22 protein-coding genes are annotated in these 18,180 nt (G+C 48.8%); 4 read left to right on the forward strand and 18 right to left on the reverse strand.

The genetic code is table 11. The features are described from left to right. The first annotated feature begins 67 nt into the window (after positions 1-67). The gene (locus GK091_RS17135) at positions 68-1,216 is read left to right on the forward strand and encodes a Gfo/Idh/MocA family protein (RefSeq protein ID WP_164042858.1); all 1,149 of its coding nucleotides are present in this window, start codon (positions 68-70) and stop codon (positions 1,214-1,216) included. Positions 1,217-1,373: 157 nt separating this feature from the next. Here the strand turns inward: GK091_RS17135 and GK091_RS17140 are convergent, their stop codons facing one another. From GK091_RS17140 to rpmG, 15 genes are all read right to left on the reverse strand, one after another. Continuing rightward, positions 1,374-1,553 (reverse strand): hypothetical protein, encoded by a 180-nt coding sequence (locus GK091_RS17140; RefSeq protein WP_164041039.1) that lies wholly within the window; start codon positions 1,551-1,553, stop codon positions 1,374-1,376. A gap of 558 nt (positions 1,554-2,111) precedes the next feature. Beyond that, a complete protein-coding gene (locus GK091_RS17145) occupies positions 2,112-2,747 on the reverse strand; it encodes an OmpH family outer membrane protein (protein WP_164041041.1) in 636 nt (211 codons plus the stop codon). Between the two features lie 120 nt (positions 2,748-2,867). Beyond that, the gene (locus GK091_RS17150) at positions 2,868-4,535 is read right to left on the reverse strand and encodes a hypothetical protein (protein ID WP_246202305.1); all 1,668 of its coding nucleotides are present in this window, start codon (positions 4,533-4,535) and stop codon (positions 2,868-2,870) included. Positions 4,536-4,605: 70 nt separating this feature from the next. Next, on the reverse strand, positions 4,606-5,376 hold the full coding sequence (locus GK091_RS17155; RefSeq protein WP_164041044.1) for an ABC transporter ATP-binding protein: 771 nt from the start codon (positions 5,374-5,376) through the stop codon (positions 4,606-4,608). A 174-nt stretch (positions 5,377-5,550) separates the two neighbouring features. Continuing rightward, positions 5,551-6,564 (reverse strand): aspartate-semialdehyde dehydrogenase, encoded by a 1,014-nt coding sequence (locus GK091_RS17160; RefSeq protein WP_164041046.1) that lies wholly within the window; start codon positions 6,562-6,564, stop codon positions 5,551-5,553. 109 nt (positions 6,565-6,673) lie between these two features. After that, positions 6,674-7,258, reverse strand: a complete 585-nt coding sequence (locus GK091_RS17165; protein ID WP_164041049.1) for a 5-formyltetrahydrofolate cyclo-ligase — start codon at positions 7,256-7,258, stop codon at positions 6,674-6,676. A gap of 36 nt (positions 7,259-7,294) precedes the next feature. Further along, positions 7,295-8,854: a bacillithiol biosynthesis cysteine-adding enzyme BshC gene (gene bshC, locus GK091_RS17170; RefSeq protein WP_164041052.1), complete on the reverse strand. Its 1,560-nt coding sequence runs from the start codon at positions 8,852-8,854 to the stop codon at positions 7,295-7,297. Positions 8,855-8,950: 96 nt separating this feature from the next. Beyond that, a complete protein-coding gene (gene rimO, locus GK091_RS17175; RefSeq protein WP_164041054.1) occupies positions 8,951-10,261 on the reverse strand; it encodes a 30S ribosomal protein S12 methylthiotransferase RimO in 1,311 nt (436 codons plus the stop codon). 34 nt (positions 10,262-10,295) lie between these two features. Continuing rightward, positions 10,296-10,988 carry a hypothetical protein gene (locus GK091_RS17180; RefSeq protein WP_164041056.1) on the reverse strand — a complete coding sequence of 231 codons (693 nt, stop codon included), beginning with the start codon at positions 10,986-10,988 and terminating at the stop codon, positions 10,296-10,298. A 4-nt stretch (positions 10,989-10,992) separates the two neighbouring features. Further along, positions 10,993-11,523: a hypothetical protein gene (locus tag GK091_RS17185; protein ID WP_246202306.1), complete on the reverse strand. Its 531-nt coding sequence runs from the start codon at positions 11,521-11,523 to the stop codon at positions 10,993-10,995. Continuing rightward, positions 11,520-11,726, reverse strand: a complete 207-nt coding sequence (locus GK091_RS17190) for a type II toxin-antitoxin system prevent-host-death family antitoxin (protein WP_164041058.1) — start codon at positions 11,724-11,726, stop codon at positions 11,520-11,522. The genes GK091_RS17185 and GK091_RS17190 overlap by 4 nt, the downstream gene beginning before the upstream one ends. Next, positions 11,723-11,986 (reverse strand): type II toxin-antitoxin system RelE family toxin, encoded by a 264-nt coding sequence (locus GK091_RS17195; protein WP_164041061.1) that lies wholly within the window; start codon positions 11,984-11,986, stop codon positions 11,723-11,725. Before GK091_RS17195 ends, GK091_RS17190 begins: the two co-directional genes overlap by 4 nt. Before the next feature lie 3 nt (positions 11,987-11,989). Next, a complete protein-coding gene (gene ftsY, locus GK091_RS17200) occupies positions 11,990-12,946 on the reverse strand; it encodes a signal recognition particle-docking protein FtsY (RefSeq protein WP_164041063.1) in 957 nt (318 codons plus the stop codon). A gap of 159 nt (positions 12,947-13,105) precedes the next feature. Continuing rightward, positions 13,106-13,261 (reverse strand): DUF4295 domain-containing protein, encoded by a 156-nt coding sequence (locus GK091_RS17205; RefSeq protein ID WP_080238052.1) that lies wholly within the window; start codon positions 13,259-13,261, stop codon positions 13,106-13,108. Positions 13,262-13,372: 111 nt separating this feature from the next. Continuing rightward, on the reverse strand, positions 13,373-13,558 hold the full coding sequence (rpmG, locus tag GK091_RS17210; RefSeq protein WP_012929817.1) for a 50S ribosomal protein L33: 186 nt from the start codon (positions 13,556-13,558) through the stop codon (positions 13,373-13,375). Between the two features lie 193 nt (positions 13,559-13,751). On the opposite strand from rpmG, the gene GK091_RS17215 reads away from it, so the two are divergent. Next, positions 13,752-14,972, forward strand: a complete 1,221-nt coding sequence (locus tag GK091_RS17215) for an NADH-quinone oxidoreductase subunit D (RefSeq protein WP_164041065.1) — start codon at positions 13,752-13,754, stop codon at positions 14,970-14,972. 80 nt (positions 14,973-15,052) lie between these two features. Here the strand turns inward: GK091_RS17215 and hpt are convergent, their stop codons facing one another. Next, the gene (gene hpt, locus GK091_RS17220) at positions 15,053-15,580 is read right to left on the reverse strand and encodes a hypoxanthine phosphoribosyltransferase (protein WP_164041067.1); all 528 of its coding nucleotides are present in this window, start codon (positions 15,578-15,580) and stop codon (positions 15,053-15,055) included. Positions 15,581-15,710: 130 nt separating this feature from the next. Here hpt and GK091_RS17225 point away from each other — a divergent pair, with 130 nt between their 5' ends. Beyond that, positions 15,711-16,928 (forward strand): tetratricopeptide repeat protein, encoded by a 1,218-nt coding sequence (locus tag GK091_RS17225; RefSeq protein WP_164041069.1) that lies wholly within the window; start codon positions 15,711-15,713, stop codon positions 16,926-16,928. A gap of 75 nt (positions 16,929-17,003) precedes the next feature. On the opposite strand, the gene GK091_RS17230 is transcribed toward GK091_RS17225, so the two are convergent. Further along, entirely contained in the window at positions 17,004-17,471 is a 468-nt protein-coding gene (locus tag GK091_RS17230) for an Lrp/AsnC family transcriptional regulator (protein ID WP_162388905.1), read from the reverse strand. 174 nt (positions 17,472-17,645) lie between these two features. Next, positions 17,646-17,939, reverse strand: coding sequence for a TIGR03643 family protein (locus GK091_RS17235; protein WP_164041071.1), 294 nt, complete (start codon positions 17,937-17,939; stop codon positions 17,646-17,648). 46 nt (positions 17,940-17,985) lie between these two features. Between GK091_RS17235 and GK091_RS17240 the strand changes: the two genes are divergently transcribed. After that, positions 17,986-18,141 (forward strand): DUF2256 domain-containing protein, encoded by a 156-nt coding sequence (locus tag GK091_RS17240; protein ID WP_449448590.1) that lies wholly within the window; start codon positions 17,986-17,988, stop codon positions 18,139-18,141. Positions 18,142-18,180: the final 39 nt, after the last annotated feature.

Raw genomic sequence — 18,180 nt, forward strand, 5'->3', positions numbered from 1 at the left:
GGTCTGCCTACTTAAGACCCAACAGGTCGACTAAAAACGCGTAGACATTATGAACAGAAAATTGCGAATGGGGATGATTGGTGGGGGTAAGGATGCCTTCATCGGCGCCATTCACCGGCATGCGGCTAACCTGGATAGCGCCATTGAGTTAGTTTGTGGTGCACTTAGTATCAACCCGGAAGTTGCTCAGGACAGCGCTCAGTCCTTGTTTCTACCCGCCGATCGGACCTATCTGACCTACCAGGAAATGCTGGAAAAGGAAAGCGCGCTGCCCGCCGATCAACGCATGGACTTCGTGACGATCGTAACCCCGAACTTCGCCCATTTCGCCCCGGCTATGCTGGCACTGGAAAAGGGATTTCATGTAGTGATCGAAAAGCCCATCACCTTTACCCTTGATGAGGCCAAACAATTAAAGCAAAAAGTAGAAGAAACGGGACAGTTGCTGCTGCTTACGCATACCTATTCGGGTTACCCGATGGTGAAGCAGGCGCGTCAAATGATTCAGGCGGGTGAGCTGGGTAAGATCCGCAAGATCTGGGTTGAATACCCACAAGGCTGGCTGAGTCAACTATCCGAGCGGGAGGGTAACGCGCAGGCGGCCTGGCGAACTGACCCAAAGCGATCCGGCAAAAGTGGCTGTATGGGTGATATTGGAACACATGCGGCTCACCTGGCCGAATATGTATCTGGCCTGAAAATTACTGACTTATGTGCCCATCTGTCAATTATGGTAGAAGGACGCGCACTAGATGACGATGGCAACGTACTCCTTAAATTCGAAGACGGCGCTACGGGTGTCTTGATGGCTTCTCAGGTAGCAGCTGGTGAAGAAAATGCGCTGAAAATTCGTGTTTATGGCGAAAAAGGAGGGGTCGAATGGGCACAGCAGGAGCCAAACACGTTGTTGGTGAAATGGTATGATAAACCAACGCAGATCTACCGCGCCGGTACAGGCTACAAAGATACGCTGTCGTCGTACGCGTTGCAGAACTGCCGTACGCCCGGTGGACACCCCGAAGGATATCTGGAAGCCTTTGGCAACTTGTACCGAAATTTTTCGCTCACGCTGGCCGCTCGTATCGATGGTACAACACCGTCTCCCGAAGCATTGGATTACCCATCGGTTGATGAAGGAATCCGGGGAATGGCCTTTATTGATAACGTGGTGAAAAGCCATCAAAGCACTGAAAAGTGGACCGCCTTCACGGTGTAAGTGAGTTGACCTTGCACTGGAACAATTCACAGATAGTTTTTTGGTAAGAAAACGGCCGAAGCCAGCAAATTTGCTGGCTTCGGCCGTTTTCCAGAGGTACATAGAACGTCAATCAGGCTTCTTACAACAGACTCACCGACTAGTGGCCGCTGTCGAACTAGCTTCCGAATTTTAGCCAGCGCTGGCCGTTTTTATCGATTATCTGCTTTGCTCGTTCCAGGCTTCCATAAAGACCCAGTGTGTGACCCGTAGTGGGATCAACAAGTTCATAGGCTACTACTTTTCCTTTGATACCGTCTACTGTGCGCTCTCGAATTATAATGGACTTATAATTCATAACTTAATGTATCGACAACGTTGATTAGACTACTATAACTGACGAATACGTAGAGTTGGTATAGAAACCAACCCAACGGTAAATCGTACAAAAGTCGAAACGATTAAGTTGACCGGGACAAGAGACCTATTTTCGCTAAATCTAGAAGTAAAGAAGGATGTATAGTACTATTAAATGAATGTTTAAACACGGGGCGTACGAAGGCGTTTCTAAATGACTATATGTATAAAATACACATTGTCATTTAGAATGCCACGTCCCAGAAAATTTCCTATTCGAATTACTGTAGAAGGTAAATCAATTCAGGTTCGATCAGTGACGGGGAACATATTCCAGTCCAAGACGCACTACTACCAGGTTGATTATGATGGGTCAGGCAAACTGGTTGGAAAAATGCTGGTGTGTTCCTGCTAGTCGCTCAACTGCCGTGCATGCCGTCAGATGCGTTATTCATCGGTTATCGAAGAAAGCGCAAAGTCAGTTCGTTGCGCCAAGACCTGTCAGCCGTGCCTGAATTACGACAGTGGTACTGACAAAACGAGTTTGGCCGACGTTAATTTACTTCTTTTTGGGAGTACCAGCACTCACAGGCTTTGCTGGCGCTTTAGCCGGCTTTTCCGGTGCTTTTGTGACTTGACCCGGTACGATACCTAATTGCTTGAGAACAGCGTCCGTAACATCATTCTCTTCCGATGCGTAAAGGATGTTCGACGAGTTTCCCGCGCCGGCGCTCAACACAAACGCGTACCCTTTCTGCTTCGCAACGGTATCGATAGCTTGCTGGACTCTACTCAAAACCGGACCCATCAACTGCTTATACTTAGCCTGTAGCGATTCCTGGGCCGAGCGGCCAAATTCCTGAATACGGGTTTGTAAATTTTGCAGCTCCGTTTCTCTGTCTTTACGGATCGTTTCCGTCATCTGAGCCGACCCTTTCTGGTACGTTGCATATTTTTCGTCGAATTCTTTCTGCATCCGTTTATACTCACCCTCGACCTGGGTTTGCTGAACCGACAATTGATTCGATACTGCTTTTGCTTCAGGGGTTTGAGCGATAATATAATCGATTCGGGTGAAGCCCACTTTTAATGACTGAGCCTGGGTGTTCAGGCAAAAAAGGAGGAATAGGCCTGACCATAATGCAGTATGTGCCGTATTGATAGAGAATCGAAATAAGGTAATTGACTTATTCATGAGTGACTAGAAAAATGGCTAACGTTTACCAAGCTATGGGTAAACGATGCAAAGTAAAGGCAATAGCTAATACCAAAATAGCTTTAACAATTTTTAACGACGCTGACCTGGTTTTTCAGACTAGCCCATCCGAATCTGTTCCCAACCTGTTTGCTTATACTGCCGGAGTAAAACCCCGCAGGCGAGCATCGAAAAGGGAAGCGCAATCCAGGTTCCGTAGGGGATGTAGGTCAGGCCGTAGTGCGAGAAACCAACGATACCCAGCACAAAGCTGGTGAGTAAACTACGAGCGGTATTACTCTGCTTCAGGGCGTCCTGTGCAACTGAAAACGGCATGTGACGAACCGAGAGCAAGGCTGCGCTCAATAACATGACGAGCGAGTTACTAAATGCCAACAAAACATCACTGATTTTATCGATGCCATACCGGTAAAGGATGTAGATGGCCAGTAAGCTGTAAAAGGGCGTCATTAGTTTGACAATCAGTGCTTTTAGAGAGCCCGCCAGCACATCGCCGGGATTCTGGATGGGTGCGCTGCCATAAATCCAGGAGGCCCGGTAACTATCCGAAATACTTAATTGGTATTGCGCCACCATAACATACAACCCCGCAAAGTACAGCGCGAACAGGTAGAAAAACCCCGTCGAGCCGAAGCTGGACCCTCGAAACGACATCACGACTACGTAGGCTAAGCCAAAGCCCAATTGCGGATACGTCTTGAGTTTGAATTTTCGATCGCGCCCGGTGATTCGCCAGGTGAACGCAAAGGCGGCCCGTTCGAGCGTGTTGCCCGTAAACAAGGTCGATAAGCGTTCGGCCCAGTTTGCCTTGTTCGATTGCGTTCGTTGAGAGAAGGTTGTTTGGGTGGTCTGTGCCGGTTGGCTTTCCTGATCGATACTGCTTAGCTTCTGCGTAAAATCGGTGGTCAGGAATCGGTTCATAAACCATAAGCCTGCGATCGGGGTGAAGACGGCCAGCAGCGCAAAAACCAGATGGGTTGAATCCAGTACAGGTCGAATTACAGCCTCAACGGTTCCGGCCATCCACATGGGTGGCACCAGGTAATGCCACCATTGATGCGCAAAAGCCTGATTCAATGTTTGTTCCCCGATCAGGCGTGGCAGAAACTGATAGCCTCCGTAGAAAAGTACCGCCATCACAATCTGAAAATAATTAATGACCTCGCGTAGCTTTTCCTCGCTAGTAAACCGCATCAGTAGCAAGTAGAAAATATTGGTCAGAAAGACCATCAGCACCGCCGAAAGGAGGCTCATCGCCAAAAATAACAGGCCGGCCAGCGCCCCAAATCGATACGACACAAACAGGATCGCTACGACCGACAACGATAAGGCAATGGCAAACAGATAGCTCGTGATGTGCACGACGCGAGCCAGCCAGAGCGTTCGGCTACTGACTGGTCGGGGCAGAATAATCTGATTGTCGGATGAGTCCAGAATGACGGACGAAAAATCAGAAATGAGCGTCATGGCACATAGGGCCATGATATACGAGAACTGAAGCGTGAGCGGAAAGAACAGCCTGTCTTTGTCGGGAGCGGCTAGCATCGCCAGGCTGATCAACCCGCCTATGAACGCATAGAGTCCGAGCGTACGCGTGAAATTACTGTTGTTTTCCGCCGACGCTTTGCCATATCGCCCGAGCGTTATGGTACTCCGGCGGTTATCCATCATCAGTTTTACCTGTACAATGGCGCGCAATTGCCCATAATCAGCGCCCAGCGTTCGCCATAAGGGTTGACAACGGTCGAGGAGCCAGAGGATTAACATAGGCATAAGGTTCAGGAGACTGGATCTGTAAATGCCGGACGTGTATCGAACAAATCCATGATCCAGTAAGTCAAAGTTTGAGGGTATGAATAAATTCTTCGGCTACGCCCGTCTGGCCTTCGCTGCCGGTAAGTTCCGCAAAAAGCTGTTCGAGCGATTCGGGACGCTGGTGCTGTAATTCAGCAAATGTGCCATCCGCGATGATCTGACCCTGATTGATGATAATGATCCGATCCGAAATCTTCTCGACAACGTCCATAATGTGTGAACTGTAGAAAATCGTCTTGCCACTCGTAGCCAGCTGCCGGATAATCTCCTTCACCAGCACAACCGCGTTGGCATCCAGGCCCGACAGAGGTTCGTCCAGAAAGATAACATCCGGGTTATGCAGTAATCCTGAAATGAGCAATACTTTCTGGCGCATACCTTTCGAGAAGGTGGTCATCCGAGCATCGGCATGGTCGCTGAGCTGAAATAGTCGGAGTAATTCGAGGGCTTTCCGATCGATCTGGTTCGGGTCCAGCTCGTACAGTTGCCCAACGAATTGCAGGTATTCCAAAGGGGTCAGTGTATCGTACAAGGCGGCATTTTCGGGCACGTAACCAATCCGGCGCTTTACGTCGAGCGAGTTGGTTCTTACGTCCATACCAAGCACTGTAGCCTCACCCGAATAGTCGGGTAACATACCAATCAGGATTTTAATGGTCGTTGATTTCCCGGCACCGTTCGGGCCAATATAACCAACAACCTGCCCGGCTGATACGCTTAGATCGATACCTTTCAGAACGGGCGTTGATCCGTAGGATTTATGAATAGTTTGAAGCTGAATGACTGGGTCCATGCTCGTTTAGAAAATAAATGCGGCCGCCCTTACCGTAGAGTTCTTTACAGAAAGGACAGATTTACCTGTTTTGGGAAGAAACCGCAGGGCGTGTGTTTATACGTCAAGGTACGCAAAAAGTCCCGCCCGGCAGCAAGCCGAACGGGACTTTGGGTAATTATTCGGGAAGGGCGGTTATGCAGCTACTTCACCTGCTTCAACCAGATTATGCGCCAGTAAATACTCGGCGATCTGAACGGCGTTGGTGGCGGCTCCTTTCCGGAGGTTATCGGCCACAATCCACATGTTCAATGTTTTAGGCTGGCTTTCATCACGGCGGATACGGCCCACAAAAACCTCATCCTTACCGTGCGCCGTCAGCGGCATTGGGTAAATTTTATTTTTTGGGTCATCCTGGACAATGATACCTTCGGCGTTGCTGAGGATATCGATGACTTCGTTCAGGTCGAACTCGTTCTCAAATTCGATGTTAACTGATTCCGAATGACCACCAATGGTCGGAATCCGAACCGTAGTCGCCGTTACCTGGATCGAGTCATCACCCATGATTTTTTTGGTCTCATTGACCATCTTCATTTCCTCTTTGGTATAACCATTGTCAAGGAACACGTCGATATGGGGAAGCACATTCAGGTCGATTGGGTGTGGATACACTTTCGATACGCTGGAGTCACCGTTCCTCTCCGCAAAAAGCTGATCGACAGCCGCTTTACCCGTACCCGTCACAGACTGATAGGTCGAAACGACAACCCGCTTAACCGTAAACCGGTCGTGCAATGGCTTCAGCGCGACAACCATCTGAATGGTCGAGCAGTTTGGATTGGCAATGATTTTGTCGTCCGGTGTCAGCGTGTTGGCATTGATTTCGGGAACAACCAGTTTTTTGGTTGGGTCCATCCGCCAGGCTGATGAGTTGTCGACAACGGTGATACCAGCTTCGGCAAACTTAGGGGCCAGTTCCAGCGATGTGCTGCCACCCGCGGAGAAAATCGCAACGGCAGGTTTGGCGGCAATGGCATCCTCGAAGCTAACAATCGTGTAGGATTTACCCTTAAACTCAACCTGTTTACCAACCGACCGCTCGGAAGCAACGGGAATGAGCTCAGACACGGGGAAGTTACGTTCTGCCAGAACCTTCAGGATTTCGCCACCGACCAGGCCAGTAGCGCCAACGACTGCGATTTTCATCTTTACAATGCGGAGAATCCGCTGTTAACGGGTTAATAAAAAACGGGATTTGCACCCGCACTACGTTTTGGAGTGCAAAAGTAAGGTAAAAGTTTGACGCACAGTATAGTCATTTAGAAAAAAACCAGATTCGGTCCGGGGTAACACAGCCCGTCATCGGTACGTCGGTTGGCTCGATCGATTCAATTTTATCAACTGGCTCGAACAGTGACAGGCCCATTGATAAACAGTCGGGCCGACAGTCAGCCAGAAAGCGGTCATAGAAACCACCACCGTAGCCAATGCGGTGGCCCAACTGGTCAAAAAGTAGCAATGGCACCAACACAGCGTCGATATGCTTGGTGCTGATGGCTGCCGATTCGGGAGCAATAGGTTCAGGAATACCCCAGCGATTGTCAATCAGTCGCGTGTCGGGAGTAAGTGCGTAATGCGTAAGGCGATGCGCTTCGGGATCGGTGACGGAAACAACGACCTGCTTCTGCGGAAAGTCATGCCAGATCCGGTGAACGATCGGCCACGTATTGACTTCGTTCTGGCGCTGGATGGGAAGGAACACATGGACTGTATCTTCCCCATCCAGCCAGTCCTGCTCAAAAAAACGCTGGCAGATTTGCTGACTTCGCTCGGTGACGACCTCCGCTGATAATCCTTTTCGCAGCGCAAGGTATTGGCGACGCAGTTCGGCTTTGGTCATGTGAGAAGCTAAACGATCTGGCGCGAATGACGTGATTTATTCCAGACAGAGTTGCATCCGATAATCGAACGGATCGAACATGGATAGCATCTTCGTCAGAAATTCCCGGTCATTCAGGTAAAACGTCAGGAAGTTTTCACTCCGCTCCTGCAACCCACCGTTCGGAAACAGCTCATTTTTAACGGTGAGCAACTGCCGAACGCCCACTTCCTGATTGTGTTCTTCGGCCCGACGCATCTTCTTCTCCAGCCGGGCTATGGCATTGGCAAATCGCTTTGTTTCGGCTAGCACGGCTCGTTCGAGCGTAGGATCAACCATTTGTGCCTTATGAAGAATATTGTCCAGCGCTTTGTTGACGACCTTGTTTTCGTTGTCGAACTTAAGTGTATGGCGAGCGTGGTTTTCGACGTATTCCCGTTTCAGCAGCAGTGTATCTTTGAACAACTCTTCGGGTGTCAGACCCAGTTTGCGGATGCGTTTTGCATTCACCGCGGGTACGTACATGGCAAAGTTGCGCGGCATCAAAATTGGAAAGGTCGTCTGAAAATGATCAAAGACCGGCTTTAACTGCAACCAGTACGGCACTTCCGACGGTCCACCGATGTAAGCCAAATTGGGCAAGATGGTTTCCTGATACAAGGGGCGCAAGACGACATTGGGGCTGAACCGTTCGGGATGTTCATCGAGTAGCGTCAGCAATTCCGCTTCCGTAAACCGCAGTTTAGTATGTAGCACGCGGTACGTTTTACCCTGCACAGCATCTTCCGTTTGTTCGATGCGCTCGCGGAGTTGCTCATCCAGATAAAACAGGTTGATGTCGCGGGGTGTGATTACGGTCTTGTAGCCAAGATCTTCTAGTAGTTTGGTTTGTTCCGCCACTAATTCACCCGCCCGTTGATAGACAAGTTCGTCCCGCATAACCGGAGCAAAAACGCGTTTCAGCGCGGCATCGTCGGCATCGAGACAAATCAGTCCCTCGGCTCCGAACAGTTCATGGACGTAATACCGGGCGGCATCGGCCAGGGTCGCGTGCTTTAGATAGGCTTCTTCGAACAGCGTCAGTTTTTCCGGAATTTGGTTGAAGAGCGTTTCCAGTTCCTGCGGGTTCATGCGCCCAACAGCGCCACGTTGCTCCGTTGTCCAGGCATACTGTCGACCGAAAAACGAAAAGTGATTGATTTCGGCGAAGTCGTGGTCTTCGGTAGCCATCCAGTAGACCGGCACGAAATTATAGTCTGGATAGGCTTCTTTCAGCTGACGCGCCAGGTTGATGGTCGTGATCAGCTTGTAGATGATGTACAGCGGACCGGAAAAAATATTCAGTTGGTGCCCCGTCGTAACCGTAAACGTGTTCGGCTGGAGGAGTATCGAAAAATCGGGTTTATTCGCAAGCTGTGCGTACTGCCGATCGAGTGCATCAACCAATACCCGGCGTTTGGCATCGTCAAACACCTTATCCTTTATCTGTTCCTGAAAAGCTGATCGCTCGGGGAAACGACTGTAAAAGGGCTGTACTGTATCTTTTTTGTTGATGTAATCGAGGAATAGTTGAGAGAACTGGCCGGTTGAGGCTAGTGGCAGGTACTGACAGTCCATGCAGGTTGGGATTTATTCGGCTCAACAATGGAAAAACCCGCAAGGTTCGGGCTCAATCGTTCTGAGCGAGCCTGAACCTTGCGGGTTTATAAAAACTCAGGAGACAACTTCTCCGTATAAATCAAAGTCTTCAGCCCGATTAATCCGTACATTGGCGAAGTCGCCTAGGCGAACGTACTGCGTGGCTGGAATAAGTACTTCATTGTCAACCTCTGGTGAGTCAGATTCCGTACGACCGATAAAATAGCCGCCTTCCTTCCGATCGAAAAGCACTTTGTAGGTCTGACCGACTTTTTTCTGGTTCAGTTCATGCGAAATACCCTGCTGTACTTCCATCAGTGCGTCGGCGCGCTCCTGCTTGATGTCGGCCGGAATATTGTCGGGCATCGAGAACGAATGAGTATTTTCTTCGTGTGAATACGTGAACACACCCAGTCGGTCAAAACGCATCCGTTCCACGAAGTCATAGGTTTCTTCGAACATGGCTTCTGTTTCGCCGGGGTGACCCACGATCAGCGTTGTACGAAGGGTAATATCGGGTATTTTTTCCCGGATCGTGTAAATCAGTGATTCGGTTCGTTCCCGCGTTATCCCCCGACGCATCAGCTTTAACAGCTCGGTAGAGCCCGTTTGCAGAGGCATATCCAGGTAATTGCACACGTTTGGCCGGTCGCGCATAACGTCCAGCACCTCCAGTGGAAAACCGGATGGGTAAGCATATTGCAGCCGAATCCAGTCGATGCCCTCAACGTCGGCCAGTTGGTTGACAAGATCGGCGAGGTTCCGCTTTTTATACAGATCCAAACCGTAGTAGGTCAGGTCCTGCGCAATCAGAATCAATTCTTTCGTACCACGTCGGGCCAGCGAACGGGCTTCGGTGAGCAATTCGTCAATCGAGCGCGATACGTGTCCTCCGCGCATCAGCGGAATCGCACAGAACGAGCAGGGACGGTCGCAGCCTTCGGCAATCTTGAGGTAAGCGTAGTGCGCGGGCGTCGTCAGGAGTCGCTCACCAACCAGTTCGTGTTTGTAATCGGCCCGTAGCGTTTTCAGCATCCGGGGTAGTTCGTTCGTGCCGAACCAGGCATCGACCGTGGGCATTTCAACCTCAAGCTCGTCCTTGTAGCGATGGGACAAACAGCCCGTTACATAAACTTTATCGACGATTCCGGCTTCTTTTGCATCCACGTAGCGGAGAATCGTGTTGATAGATTCTTCTTTGGCATTGTCGATAAAACCGCACGTATTGATCACAACAATATTGGCGTCGTCTTTTTTCGATTCGTGCGTCACATCCATACCGTTACCCTTGAGTTGCGTGAACAGCACCTCCGAATCGACCAGATTCTTCGAGCACCCAAGCGTAACGATGTTGATTTTATTGGTACGTATTCCTTTCGTTTTCAAAACGGATCTATAAGTTTCAGAGCATCAGTACTAACTAACGCTGATTTTGAGAAGCAAAGTTCGGTGAGTCCGGCATTTCGACGGGTTTGACATCGGTTGCCCATGCCAATCGGTGCCAGATAAGTGCTTGCGGAACATGGCCGAAGAAGCGTTCTATGAACTCGACGTGGCCTATATGACTGATAAAGATATTATTCAACTGGGTAATCTGTCCGTCTGCTTCGTAAAATAAATAGTACCCATAACCAGCCAGCGGATTTTTTGGGTTATCCATTTTTTGCAAATGATGTTCGATCCGAACGACAGTGTTGGGGGTAAGCACACTGTACCGAGCGGGGCTATCGATCGTGATGCTCTGGTCGTCGGGGTTTAATGTGAGCGTTACATGTCGGGTAATGATCCAGTACTGCCAGTCGAAGTAAAAGTAAAAGAGTAGATACCCTGCAAAGATCAGGAAGCAAGGGGCCAGCAGAAAACAGACGTATAGCTCCTGACGAATGCCTGCGCGTACCACAATGACCGCAAGCACAGGCATCATAATTAGTAATTGGGCTTCTAGTACTTTTATCAACGTACCGAAATACTGAGACGCCGAAAACTGGTACGTGCGCTCCCGTTGCAGCGGTGCATTTTCGCCGACGGTGTCGCTCGTGTACGTAATGGCCCGATTGATATACCAGATGAAGGGCACGAAGATCAGAACGAACAGTATAAAAAACGTTTCCATCTGCCTAAAAGACAGCTTGGTGGGTAATTTCTACTGTAATCGCGGATTGACGGTTTTTCTGGACGGTAACCGGAAATATATTGTTTTGCGTGTCTGACAGGTTTGCATACAATCCTTTCGGCTCGCGCACCATCACGGAATAGCGTCCAATAGGGAGATCGACGCAGAATTTCCCGTTTTTATCGGATCGCACGGTCTTGACTGGTTTAGCATCCCGAACCGAATTGATGAATCCGTTATCCCCCGCATCAACCTGGTTCATGTTCAGCAGCGGAAAAACAAGCACTTCCCGCTCGACAGGAGTACCGCTTGGAGTTGCCTTCTGCGAATCTAAGCCGGGCGAACCCACGCTGGGCATGTGGTTGCCGCGCTTCTCAACGACGGTGCCGCAGATTCCCTGCTTTACAGCGGGACTGGTTGCTTTTTGACGAGCTGGTCTCTGAGCCAAAGCGGTAAATGAATACCATGCTAGTAATACGCTAACGACAACTAGCATTAATCGCAAGCCAGAAAGCCAGAGAGCAGCCTTTTTCATAACCCAAGTTCTCGCTTTACTTCGTCCAGCGAGTGCCATGACGTTGTTTCGCTCTTTACTTTTAGAGCATGAGCATAATCAAGAAAGTCTTCAAGGCTATCAAACGAAGCTAAACTCTTTTGTAAAGCGTCGTATTCTTCGTAAGCGATCACCGCGAATTTCGGCTTTCCTTCTGATTGAATAATCTGAGCGTTTAGTGTCATTCGTAGATATCTTTTCTGTGTCCAATATCAATCACCGCGATAATTTGAATTTGGTCATGCTTATCATACAGAACCCGATAGTCACCTACACGTAGTCGAAAAATAGCATCCGGATGATTTGTCAGCCGTTTTACGCTTGTCTTGCTATGTGGGTCTTGGGCTAGTTGTTCGAGTGCGGAGATAATTTTTTTCGTATCTGAGTTCGGGATTTTCTTAAGACTTCTTAATGCCTTATCGGAGAATGATAACTGATAAGCCATGACTCATTTTTTGAAGAACGAATCGACAAACTCCATCTTGTTGAACGTCTGCAAATCGTCAATCTTTTCACCAACGCCAATGTATTTGACCGGAATCTTGAACTGATCCGAAATGCCAATGACAACACCACCTTTGGCCGTTCCGTCCAGTTTCGTGATGGCTAAAGCCGTAACCTCCGTTGCTTTTGTGAACTCGGTTGCCTGAATGAACGCATTTTGTCCCGTCGAGCCATCCAGTACCAGCAGCACTTCGTCGGGCGCATCGGGAGTAACCTTCTGCATAACCCGTTTGATTTTGGTCAGCTCGTTCATCAGATTGACCTTTGTATGCAGACGGCCGGCGGTATCAATGATCACCACATCGGCCTGCATATCCGTGGCTGTCTTGACCGCATCGAACGCAACCGCTGAGGGGTCGGTATTCATACCGTGCGAAATAACCGGCACACCCACCCGGTCGCCCCAGAGCTTGAGCTGATCGACGGCAGCAGCCCGGAACGTATCGCCCGCGCCCAGCACGACTTTCTTACCCCGTTTGTGGAATTGAGCCGCCAGCTTGCCAATGGTTGTGGTTTTACCTGCTCCATTGACGCCGACTACCATAATGACATACGGTTTCTTACCAGGGGGCAGGGAAAAGTCATCACTAACGTCTTCGGTATTATTTTGGGAAAGCAGACCGGCAATTTCCTCACGCAGGATACGATCGAGTTCGTCCGTACCCATGTATTTATCACGGGCGACTCGTTCCTCGATCCGACGAATAATCTTCACCGTAGTTTCAACGCCAACGTCCGACGAGATCAGGACATTCTCGAGTTCATCCAGTACTTCTTCGTCAACGGTCGATTTGCCGACCACGGCGCGACCCAGTTTAGAGAAAAAACTGTCTTTCGTTCTTTCTAAGCCTTTGTCGAGCGTTTCTTTCTTTTCTTTGGAGAATAAGCCGAATAAAGCCATGATATAGTCTGTGAAATGGGGGCAGAAAAAGAGTACGCTGATTGCATAAATCAGCCTGATAACTGGCTAACTGTTTTTTAACACAAAAAGTCCCACTAGGCCAATTAAGACCGTGGGACGTTCTGACGTACTTGTTCAAAAAGTTGATAGCAACAGCGTCTAGCTTTTCAGCGCAGACTGAACTTCATCAACCGGAACCATTTCTTCTTTGAAGGTATACGCGCCAGTTTTAGGCGATTTAACGGCTTTGATAATCTTAGCGAATGCTTTGCCGTTATCCTTCGTTTTCAGGGTTGCAACTACCTTTTTTGCCATTGCTCAGTTTGTAGTTTACAGTTTGTAGTTTATTATTCAATATAGTCAGTATGTTAGACGCTACCAACTAGGTCGGGACCTTTTGCCCGATATGAATACAAAACTAAAAACTTATTTAATTTCTTTATGCAGCGTTACTTTTTTAAGGAACGGATTGTATTTCTTCCGCTCGATACGAGCCGGCGTATTCTTCCGGTTTTTCGTGGTGATGTACCGGGACATACCGGGTACACCGCTGTCTTTCTGCTCGGTGCATTCCAGAATAACCTGGATTCTATTGGCGCCTTTCTTTGCCATTGCTAAAGTTCGTTTTCTCGATAAGGAGCGCAAAGGTACGAAATTAGTTTTGTTCGGCAAATACTTATTCGAGAAAAAGTGATGATTTGTAGTAGGTTAGCCATTGCTCGCTGATCGTTTGGCATTCGAGGAGTGAATTACGACCTTTGATACCGCCGGGCACTAAACAGAAAGCGCGTGTCTGGTAAAAAACATGACCACGCAAACAATTCAATACGAGTATTCACCCGGTCATTTTCGGGCATCGGACCCCAGTGTTTATCGGCCCGAAATGCTCGGTGAAGGGGAAATGATTCTAAATATGGGACCGCAGCACCCCTCAACACACGGCGTTTTGCGGCTTGAAGTGGTTACGGACGGTGAAATTGTTGTCGATGTTGTCACGCATCTCGGCTATCTGCACCGTTGTTTTGAAAAACACGCGCAGGAACTGCCTTTCAATCAGACCATTCCATTCGTCGATCGGCTCGATTATCTGGCGGCCATGAACAGCGAACACGCGTTCGTTATGGGCGTTGAGCGAATGCTGGGTATTCAAAACGATATTCCCAAACGAACCGAATACATCCGGGTGCTGGTTGCCGAACTAAATCGAATCGCTGCTCACTTTGTTGGCATCGGTACCTATGCGCTCGACATTGGTGCCTATACGCCGTTTCTGTGGCTCATGCGCGACCGGGAACACATACAACGGCTGCTGGAGTGGGTGAGTGGGGCTCGAATGCTCTATAATTACATTTGGGTCGGGGGCCTGTTCTATGATTTGCCAGTAGGGTTTGAGGAACGTTGTCAGGAATTTGTCAAATATCTGAAGCCCAAACTGATCGAATTACAGAGTTTGGTAATTGAGAACGAGATTTTCATAAAACGGACAGCTAACGTAGGCGTGCTACCCTTGCCTGTTGCAATCAATTACGGCTGTACGGGGCCTATGCTCCGTGGATCGGGATTACGGTATGACCTGCGCCGGGTCGATGGCTATTCCATTTACCCCGAACTTGATTTCGATATTCCAATCGGGGAGGGTAAAATGGGTACAGTCGGTGATTGCTGGGATCGCAACAATGTTCGTGTCCTGGAATGTCACGAGTCGATTCGGATTATTGAGCAATGCCTTGACAAACTCACGACGGATTACAAACGGACGCGTGATTATGACCCTCAGGCCGTGGTGCCCAAGAAGATCCGCCCGAAAGCAATGGATTTTTACGCCCGCGCCGAAAGTGCAAAAGGTGAACTGGGATTCTTTTTCCGGACCGATGGCCGGTCTGATGTGCCAGTTCGGTGCAAGGCCCGGTCATGCTGCTTTCATAACCTGTCGGTCATTGGCGAGATCAGCAAAGGGGCCATGTTAGCCGATCTGGTCGCCATTATCGGATCGATCGACGTTGTGATGGGCGAAGTAGACCGGTAGACGCAGAAGTATTGGGGGGAGGAGCGTGTAGTCGAATTGGGCAAGGTGCCTTATCTGTTCTCGTGTCGACTACAAGTAATTCAGGCCAACACCATAATACCGGGTGTGTTGCGGCCCAGTCCGTCGTAATCAAGGCCATAGCCCAGTACAAACCGATTTTCGATCTCAAAGCCGACGTAGTGCAGATCAAGCTGCTTCGTCAACGCAGTGGGCTTAAATAACAAGGTAGCAATCGCGATTGATGATGGTCCTTTTGCCAGAAGCTGGTCACGGACTTCGAACAGGGTCAGGCCCGTATCAACAATATCTTCGACAACAATCAGATCGCGCCCTTCGATAGAGTCGTTCAGGCCTAAAATCTGCTTAACCTGCCCGGTCGATTCCGTAGCGGTATAGGAAGCTACCCGGATAAAGGTGATTTCGCACTGAATTGTCAGGTGTTTGGCCAGATCGGCAGCGAACAGAAAGGCCCCGTTCAGCACGACCACGATCAATGGGCATTTGTCGGCGTATTCCTGATTAATTTGTTCGGCCAGTTCTTCAATGCGCGTCTGAATAGCCTCAGCACTAATGAATGGCACGAAGGTTTTGTCTTTGATTGTTATCATGTCTGCGTCTGCGTAGCGTCAAAGATACGCCCATGCACAGGTCGCAGACAAAAAATCGCCAAAAAATAAACATCGGCAAACGTACTGAAGACAGATTGCGTTGATATAGCGTAATAAAGCGAATTGACGAATGAGAAAAGCATTGTTGACGGTATGGCTCATTGGATTGGCTGCCATAGCACAGGCCCAACTGTATGATCCGTCGGCGTTTGATAAGAAATATGATGGTTTGTTGAAGCACCCCGGCGTTCAGATCGAATCGGCGGAGGCTATCAACCTGATGTATAATTACAAGTTTTACGAAGCTGACAAAGAGTTTCGATGGTTGCGGCTGCGGTATCCAAAACATCCAATGCCTTACTTCCTGATGGGGCTGGCCGAGTGGTGGAAAATTGTGCCTAATACGGACGTAACCGATTATGACGACCGCTGTATCTCGCTGATGGACACGACCATTACGCTGGCGGAAAAACTATACGACGACAGCGACAACAAACTGGAAGCCTCATTTTTTCTGGCGGCAGCCTACGCGTTTAAAGGGCGGCTGTATTCGGAACGGAAGAAATGGACAAAGGCGACCTTTGCCGGTAAGAACGCCCTGAAGTATTTCGAAAAATGCAAAGGCAACGCTGATTTCAGCCCTGAATTGCTGTTCGGCGACGGTATGTATGATTATTATGCCCAGTGGATTCCGGAAAATTACCCGTTGCTGAAGCCCATTCTGATGTTTTTTCCGAAAGGAAACAAGGCAGCTGGTATCAAGGAACTGGAAAAAACGGCCAATACGGCATTCTATACGCGGGTGGAAGCGCGCTACTTTCTGGTCCAGATATACAGTATGGAGAATCAATACGACAAGGCGTATGAGATGTCCAAATATATGGCCGAACAATACCCTGACAACCCGTTTTTTGAGCGGTACTATGCTCGTTCGGCCTTTGTGACCGGGCGACTGAATGACGCAGAGCGTATATCGAAGGACATTCTGGAGAAGGTAGGGCGTACACAATCCGGTTACGAAGGCGTTGGTGGCCGAACCGCTGCCTATATACTGGCCTACATCAACCAACTGTTTCACAAAAATCTGCCGGAAGCCAAGAAGTATTACCAGCAATCAATCGATTTTGCTAAACAGACCAACGCGCTGGATGCCGGTTATTACTGGTCGTCGGTATTGGCGTTGGGGAAAATTGCCACCGAAGAAAAGAACTACGACCAAGCTCAGGTTTACTTTAAGGAAGTGATCGATAAAGCAGAGCGGAAGTCAAGCCAGTACAAGGAGGCTAAAAAAGCGATGGATGAGTCGAAGAAATCGCGCCGGCAGGAACGGAGAAAGCGAAGAGACTAAACTCGTCAGAAAGCAAAAGGCCAGCCGTCAGTCCAGATTTGGATGCGACGGCTGGCCTTTTGCTTTTAGTACAGTTCAGGGAATTGGCAATACTTTGCTTTCCTTGAACGTAGACATGATCACCATTGTCTGTGTACTGGCAACTTCATCGATCTCGTTGATCACATCAAGCATCAACGCCTGGTAGGAAGCAATGTCTTTCGCGATTACTTTGAGTAAAAAATCACCTGAACCTGTAATGTGATGACACTCAATTATTTCTGGAATTTCGTTGGCCCGGTTAACGAATGACATCGTGGTTTCTTTCTTGTGCCCAACAAGCGTGACCATAACGAACGTTGTGACACCAAGACCTACCTTCTCGCGGTTCAGCTGAGCATGGTAGCTTTGAATGATGCCCGATGTTTCGAGTTTTTTAACGCGCTCCAGGGTGGGAGCCGGGGAAAGTCCTATTTCTTTAGAAAGCTGAGCGTTGGTAATTTTGGCGTTGGCTTGCAGAATTTCTAATACGTTGCGATCTATCTGATCTAATTTATGGCTCATACTCAAATCGGTCTGATAAAAACTTTGTTTCAGGAGGTGGTAAAACTAATATCTTTTAAGCAAAAATAATCTAAAAAGATATTGGCATTTTGCAAATTTCAGAAGAAATATTGCTCATAGCTCAGTTAAGCGGCACAAAAGTAAAGGAATTCTATAAGATACCAAATCTGACATTTATCGTCCGGTTATATTATTAAATGTTACCAGTCGTTGCCTATTTGACTTAAACCGGGCGTCGTCAACCGCCGAAAGGGCCGTATGTTTGGTTGCCCGGTTCTGAACGCGGGCTCGCCACCGACGCCACGAGCTAGGTTTCAGTTCCCGACGCATCACCGTAATAACATCCTGTTCCGACAGGCCAAACTGAGCTTCTATGGCGTCGAACGGTGTCCGGTCTTCCCAGGCCATTTCAACAATACGGTCAATATCGACATCAGTCAATGACTGGATTTTTTCGGATAATTTCATACAAGCAAAACCTACTGAGTTGAGTAAGAGTTTTGTTTTAATGAAAATGCGCAAAAAATCAGACCTACCGACCAAAATCTGTCCGGTTTGCAATCGGCCGTTCGCCTGGCGAAAAAAGTGGGAACGCGACTGGGAAAACGTTATTTATTGCAGTGACGCCTGCCGGGCAATCGGTAAACACCAAAAAACGACTGGGCAGTAAACGCAGGTCTGCCTTACTATCGTTATTTTTGGCAATTAA

This window comes from Spirosoma agri (genome assembly GCF_010747415.1).
Classification (GTDB): domain Bacteria; phylum Bacteroidota; class Bacteroidia; order Cytophagales; family Spirosomataceae; genus Spirosoma; species Spirosoma agri.

Coding starts and splice junctions, on each gene's coding strand:
- GK091_RS17160 (WP_164041046.1), bottom strand. CDS start 6,564: ATGAAAATCGCAGTCGTTGGCGCTACTGGCCTGGTCGGTGGCGAAATC.
- ftsY (WP_164041063.1), bottom strand. CDS start 12,946: ATGGCTTTATTCGGCTTATTCTCCAAAGAAAAGAAAGAAACGCTCGAC.
- GK091_RS17165 (WP_164041049.1), bottom strand. CDS start 7,258: ATGACCAAAGCCGAACTGCGTCGCCAATACCTTGCGCTGCGAAAAGGA.
- GK091_RS17190 (WP_164041058.1), bottom strand. CDS start 11,726: ATGACACTAAACGCTCAGATTATTCAATCAGAAGGAAAGCCGAAATTC.
- GK091_RS17230 (WP_162388905.1), bottom strand. CDS start 17,471: ATGAGCCATAAATTAGATCAGATAGATCGCAACGTATTAGAAATTCTG.
- GK091_RS17180 (WP_164041056.1), bottom strand. CDS start 10,988: ATGGAAACGTTTTTTATACTGTTCGTTCTGATCTTCGTGCCCTTCATC.
- GK091_RS17235 (WP_164041071.1), bottom strand. CDS start 17,939: ATGAAATTATCCGAAAAAATCCAGTCATTGACTGATGTCGATATTGAC.
- GK091_RS17135 (WP_164042858.1), top strand. CDS start 68: ATGGGGATGATTGGTGGGGGTAAGGATGCCTTCATCGGCGCCATTCAC.
- GK091_RS17150 (WP_246202305.1), bottom strand. CDS start 4,535: ATGTTAATCCTCTGGCTCCTCGACCGTTGTCAACCCTTATGGCGAACG.
- GK091_RS17225 (WP_164041069.1), top strand. CDS start 15,711: ATGAGAAAAGCATTGTTGACGGTATGGCTCATTGGATTGGCTGCCATA.
- GK091_RS17205 (WP_080238052.1), bottom strand. CDS start 13,261: ATGGCAAAAAAGGTAGTTGCAACCCTGAAAACGAAGGATAACGGCAAA.
- GK091_RS17195 (WP_164041061.1), bottom strand. CDS start 11,986: ATGGCTTATCAGTTATCATTCTCCGATAAGGCATTAAGAAGTCTTAAG.
- GK091_RS17240 (WP_449448590.1), top strand. CDS start 17,986: ATGCGCAAAAAATCAGACCTACCGACCAAAATCTGTCCGGTTTGCAAT.
- bshC (WP_164041052.1), bottom strand. CDS start 8,854: ATGGACTGTCAGTACCTGCCACTAGCCTCAACCGGCCAGTTCTCTCAA.
- rpmG (WP_012929817.1), bottom strand. CDS start 13,558: ATGGCAAAGAAAGGCGCCAATAGAATCCAGGTTATTCTGGAATGCACC.
- GK091_RS17145 (WP_164041041.1), bottom strand. CDS start 2,747: ATGAATAAGTCAATTACCTTATTTCGATTCTCTATCAATACGGCACAT.
- GK091_RS17215 (WP_164041065.1), top strand. CDS start 13,752: ATGACCACGCAAACAATTCAATACGAGTATTCACCCGGTCATTTTCGG.
- GK091_RS17185 (WP_246202306.1), bottom strand. CDS start 11,523: ATGAAAAAGGCTGCTCTCTGGCTTTCTGGCTTGCGATTAATGCTAGTT.
- GK091_RS17155 (WP_164041044.1), bottom strand. CDS start 5,376: ATGGACCCAGTCATTCAGCTTCAAACTATTCATAAATCCTACGGATCA.
- GK091_RS17140 (WP_164041039.1), bottom strand. CDS start 1,553: ATGAATTATAAGTCCATTATAATTCGAGAGCGCACAGTAGACGGTATC.
- hpt (WP_164041067.1), bottom strand. CDS start 15,580: ATGATAACAATCAAAGACAAAACCTTCGTGCCATTCATTAGTGCTGAG.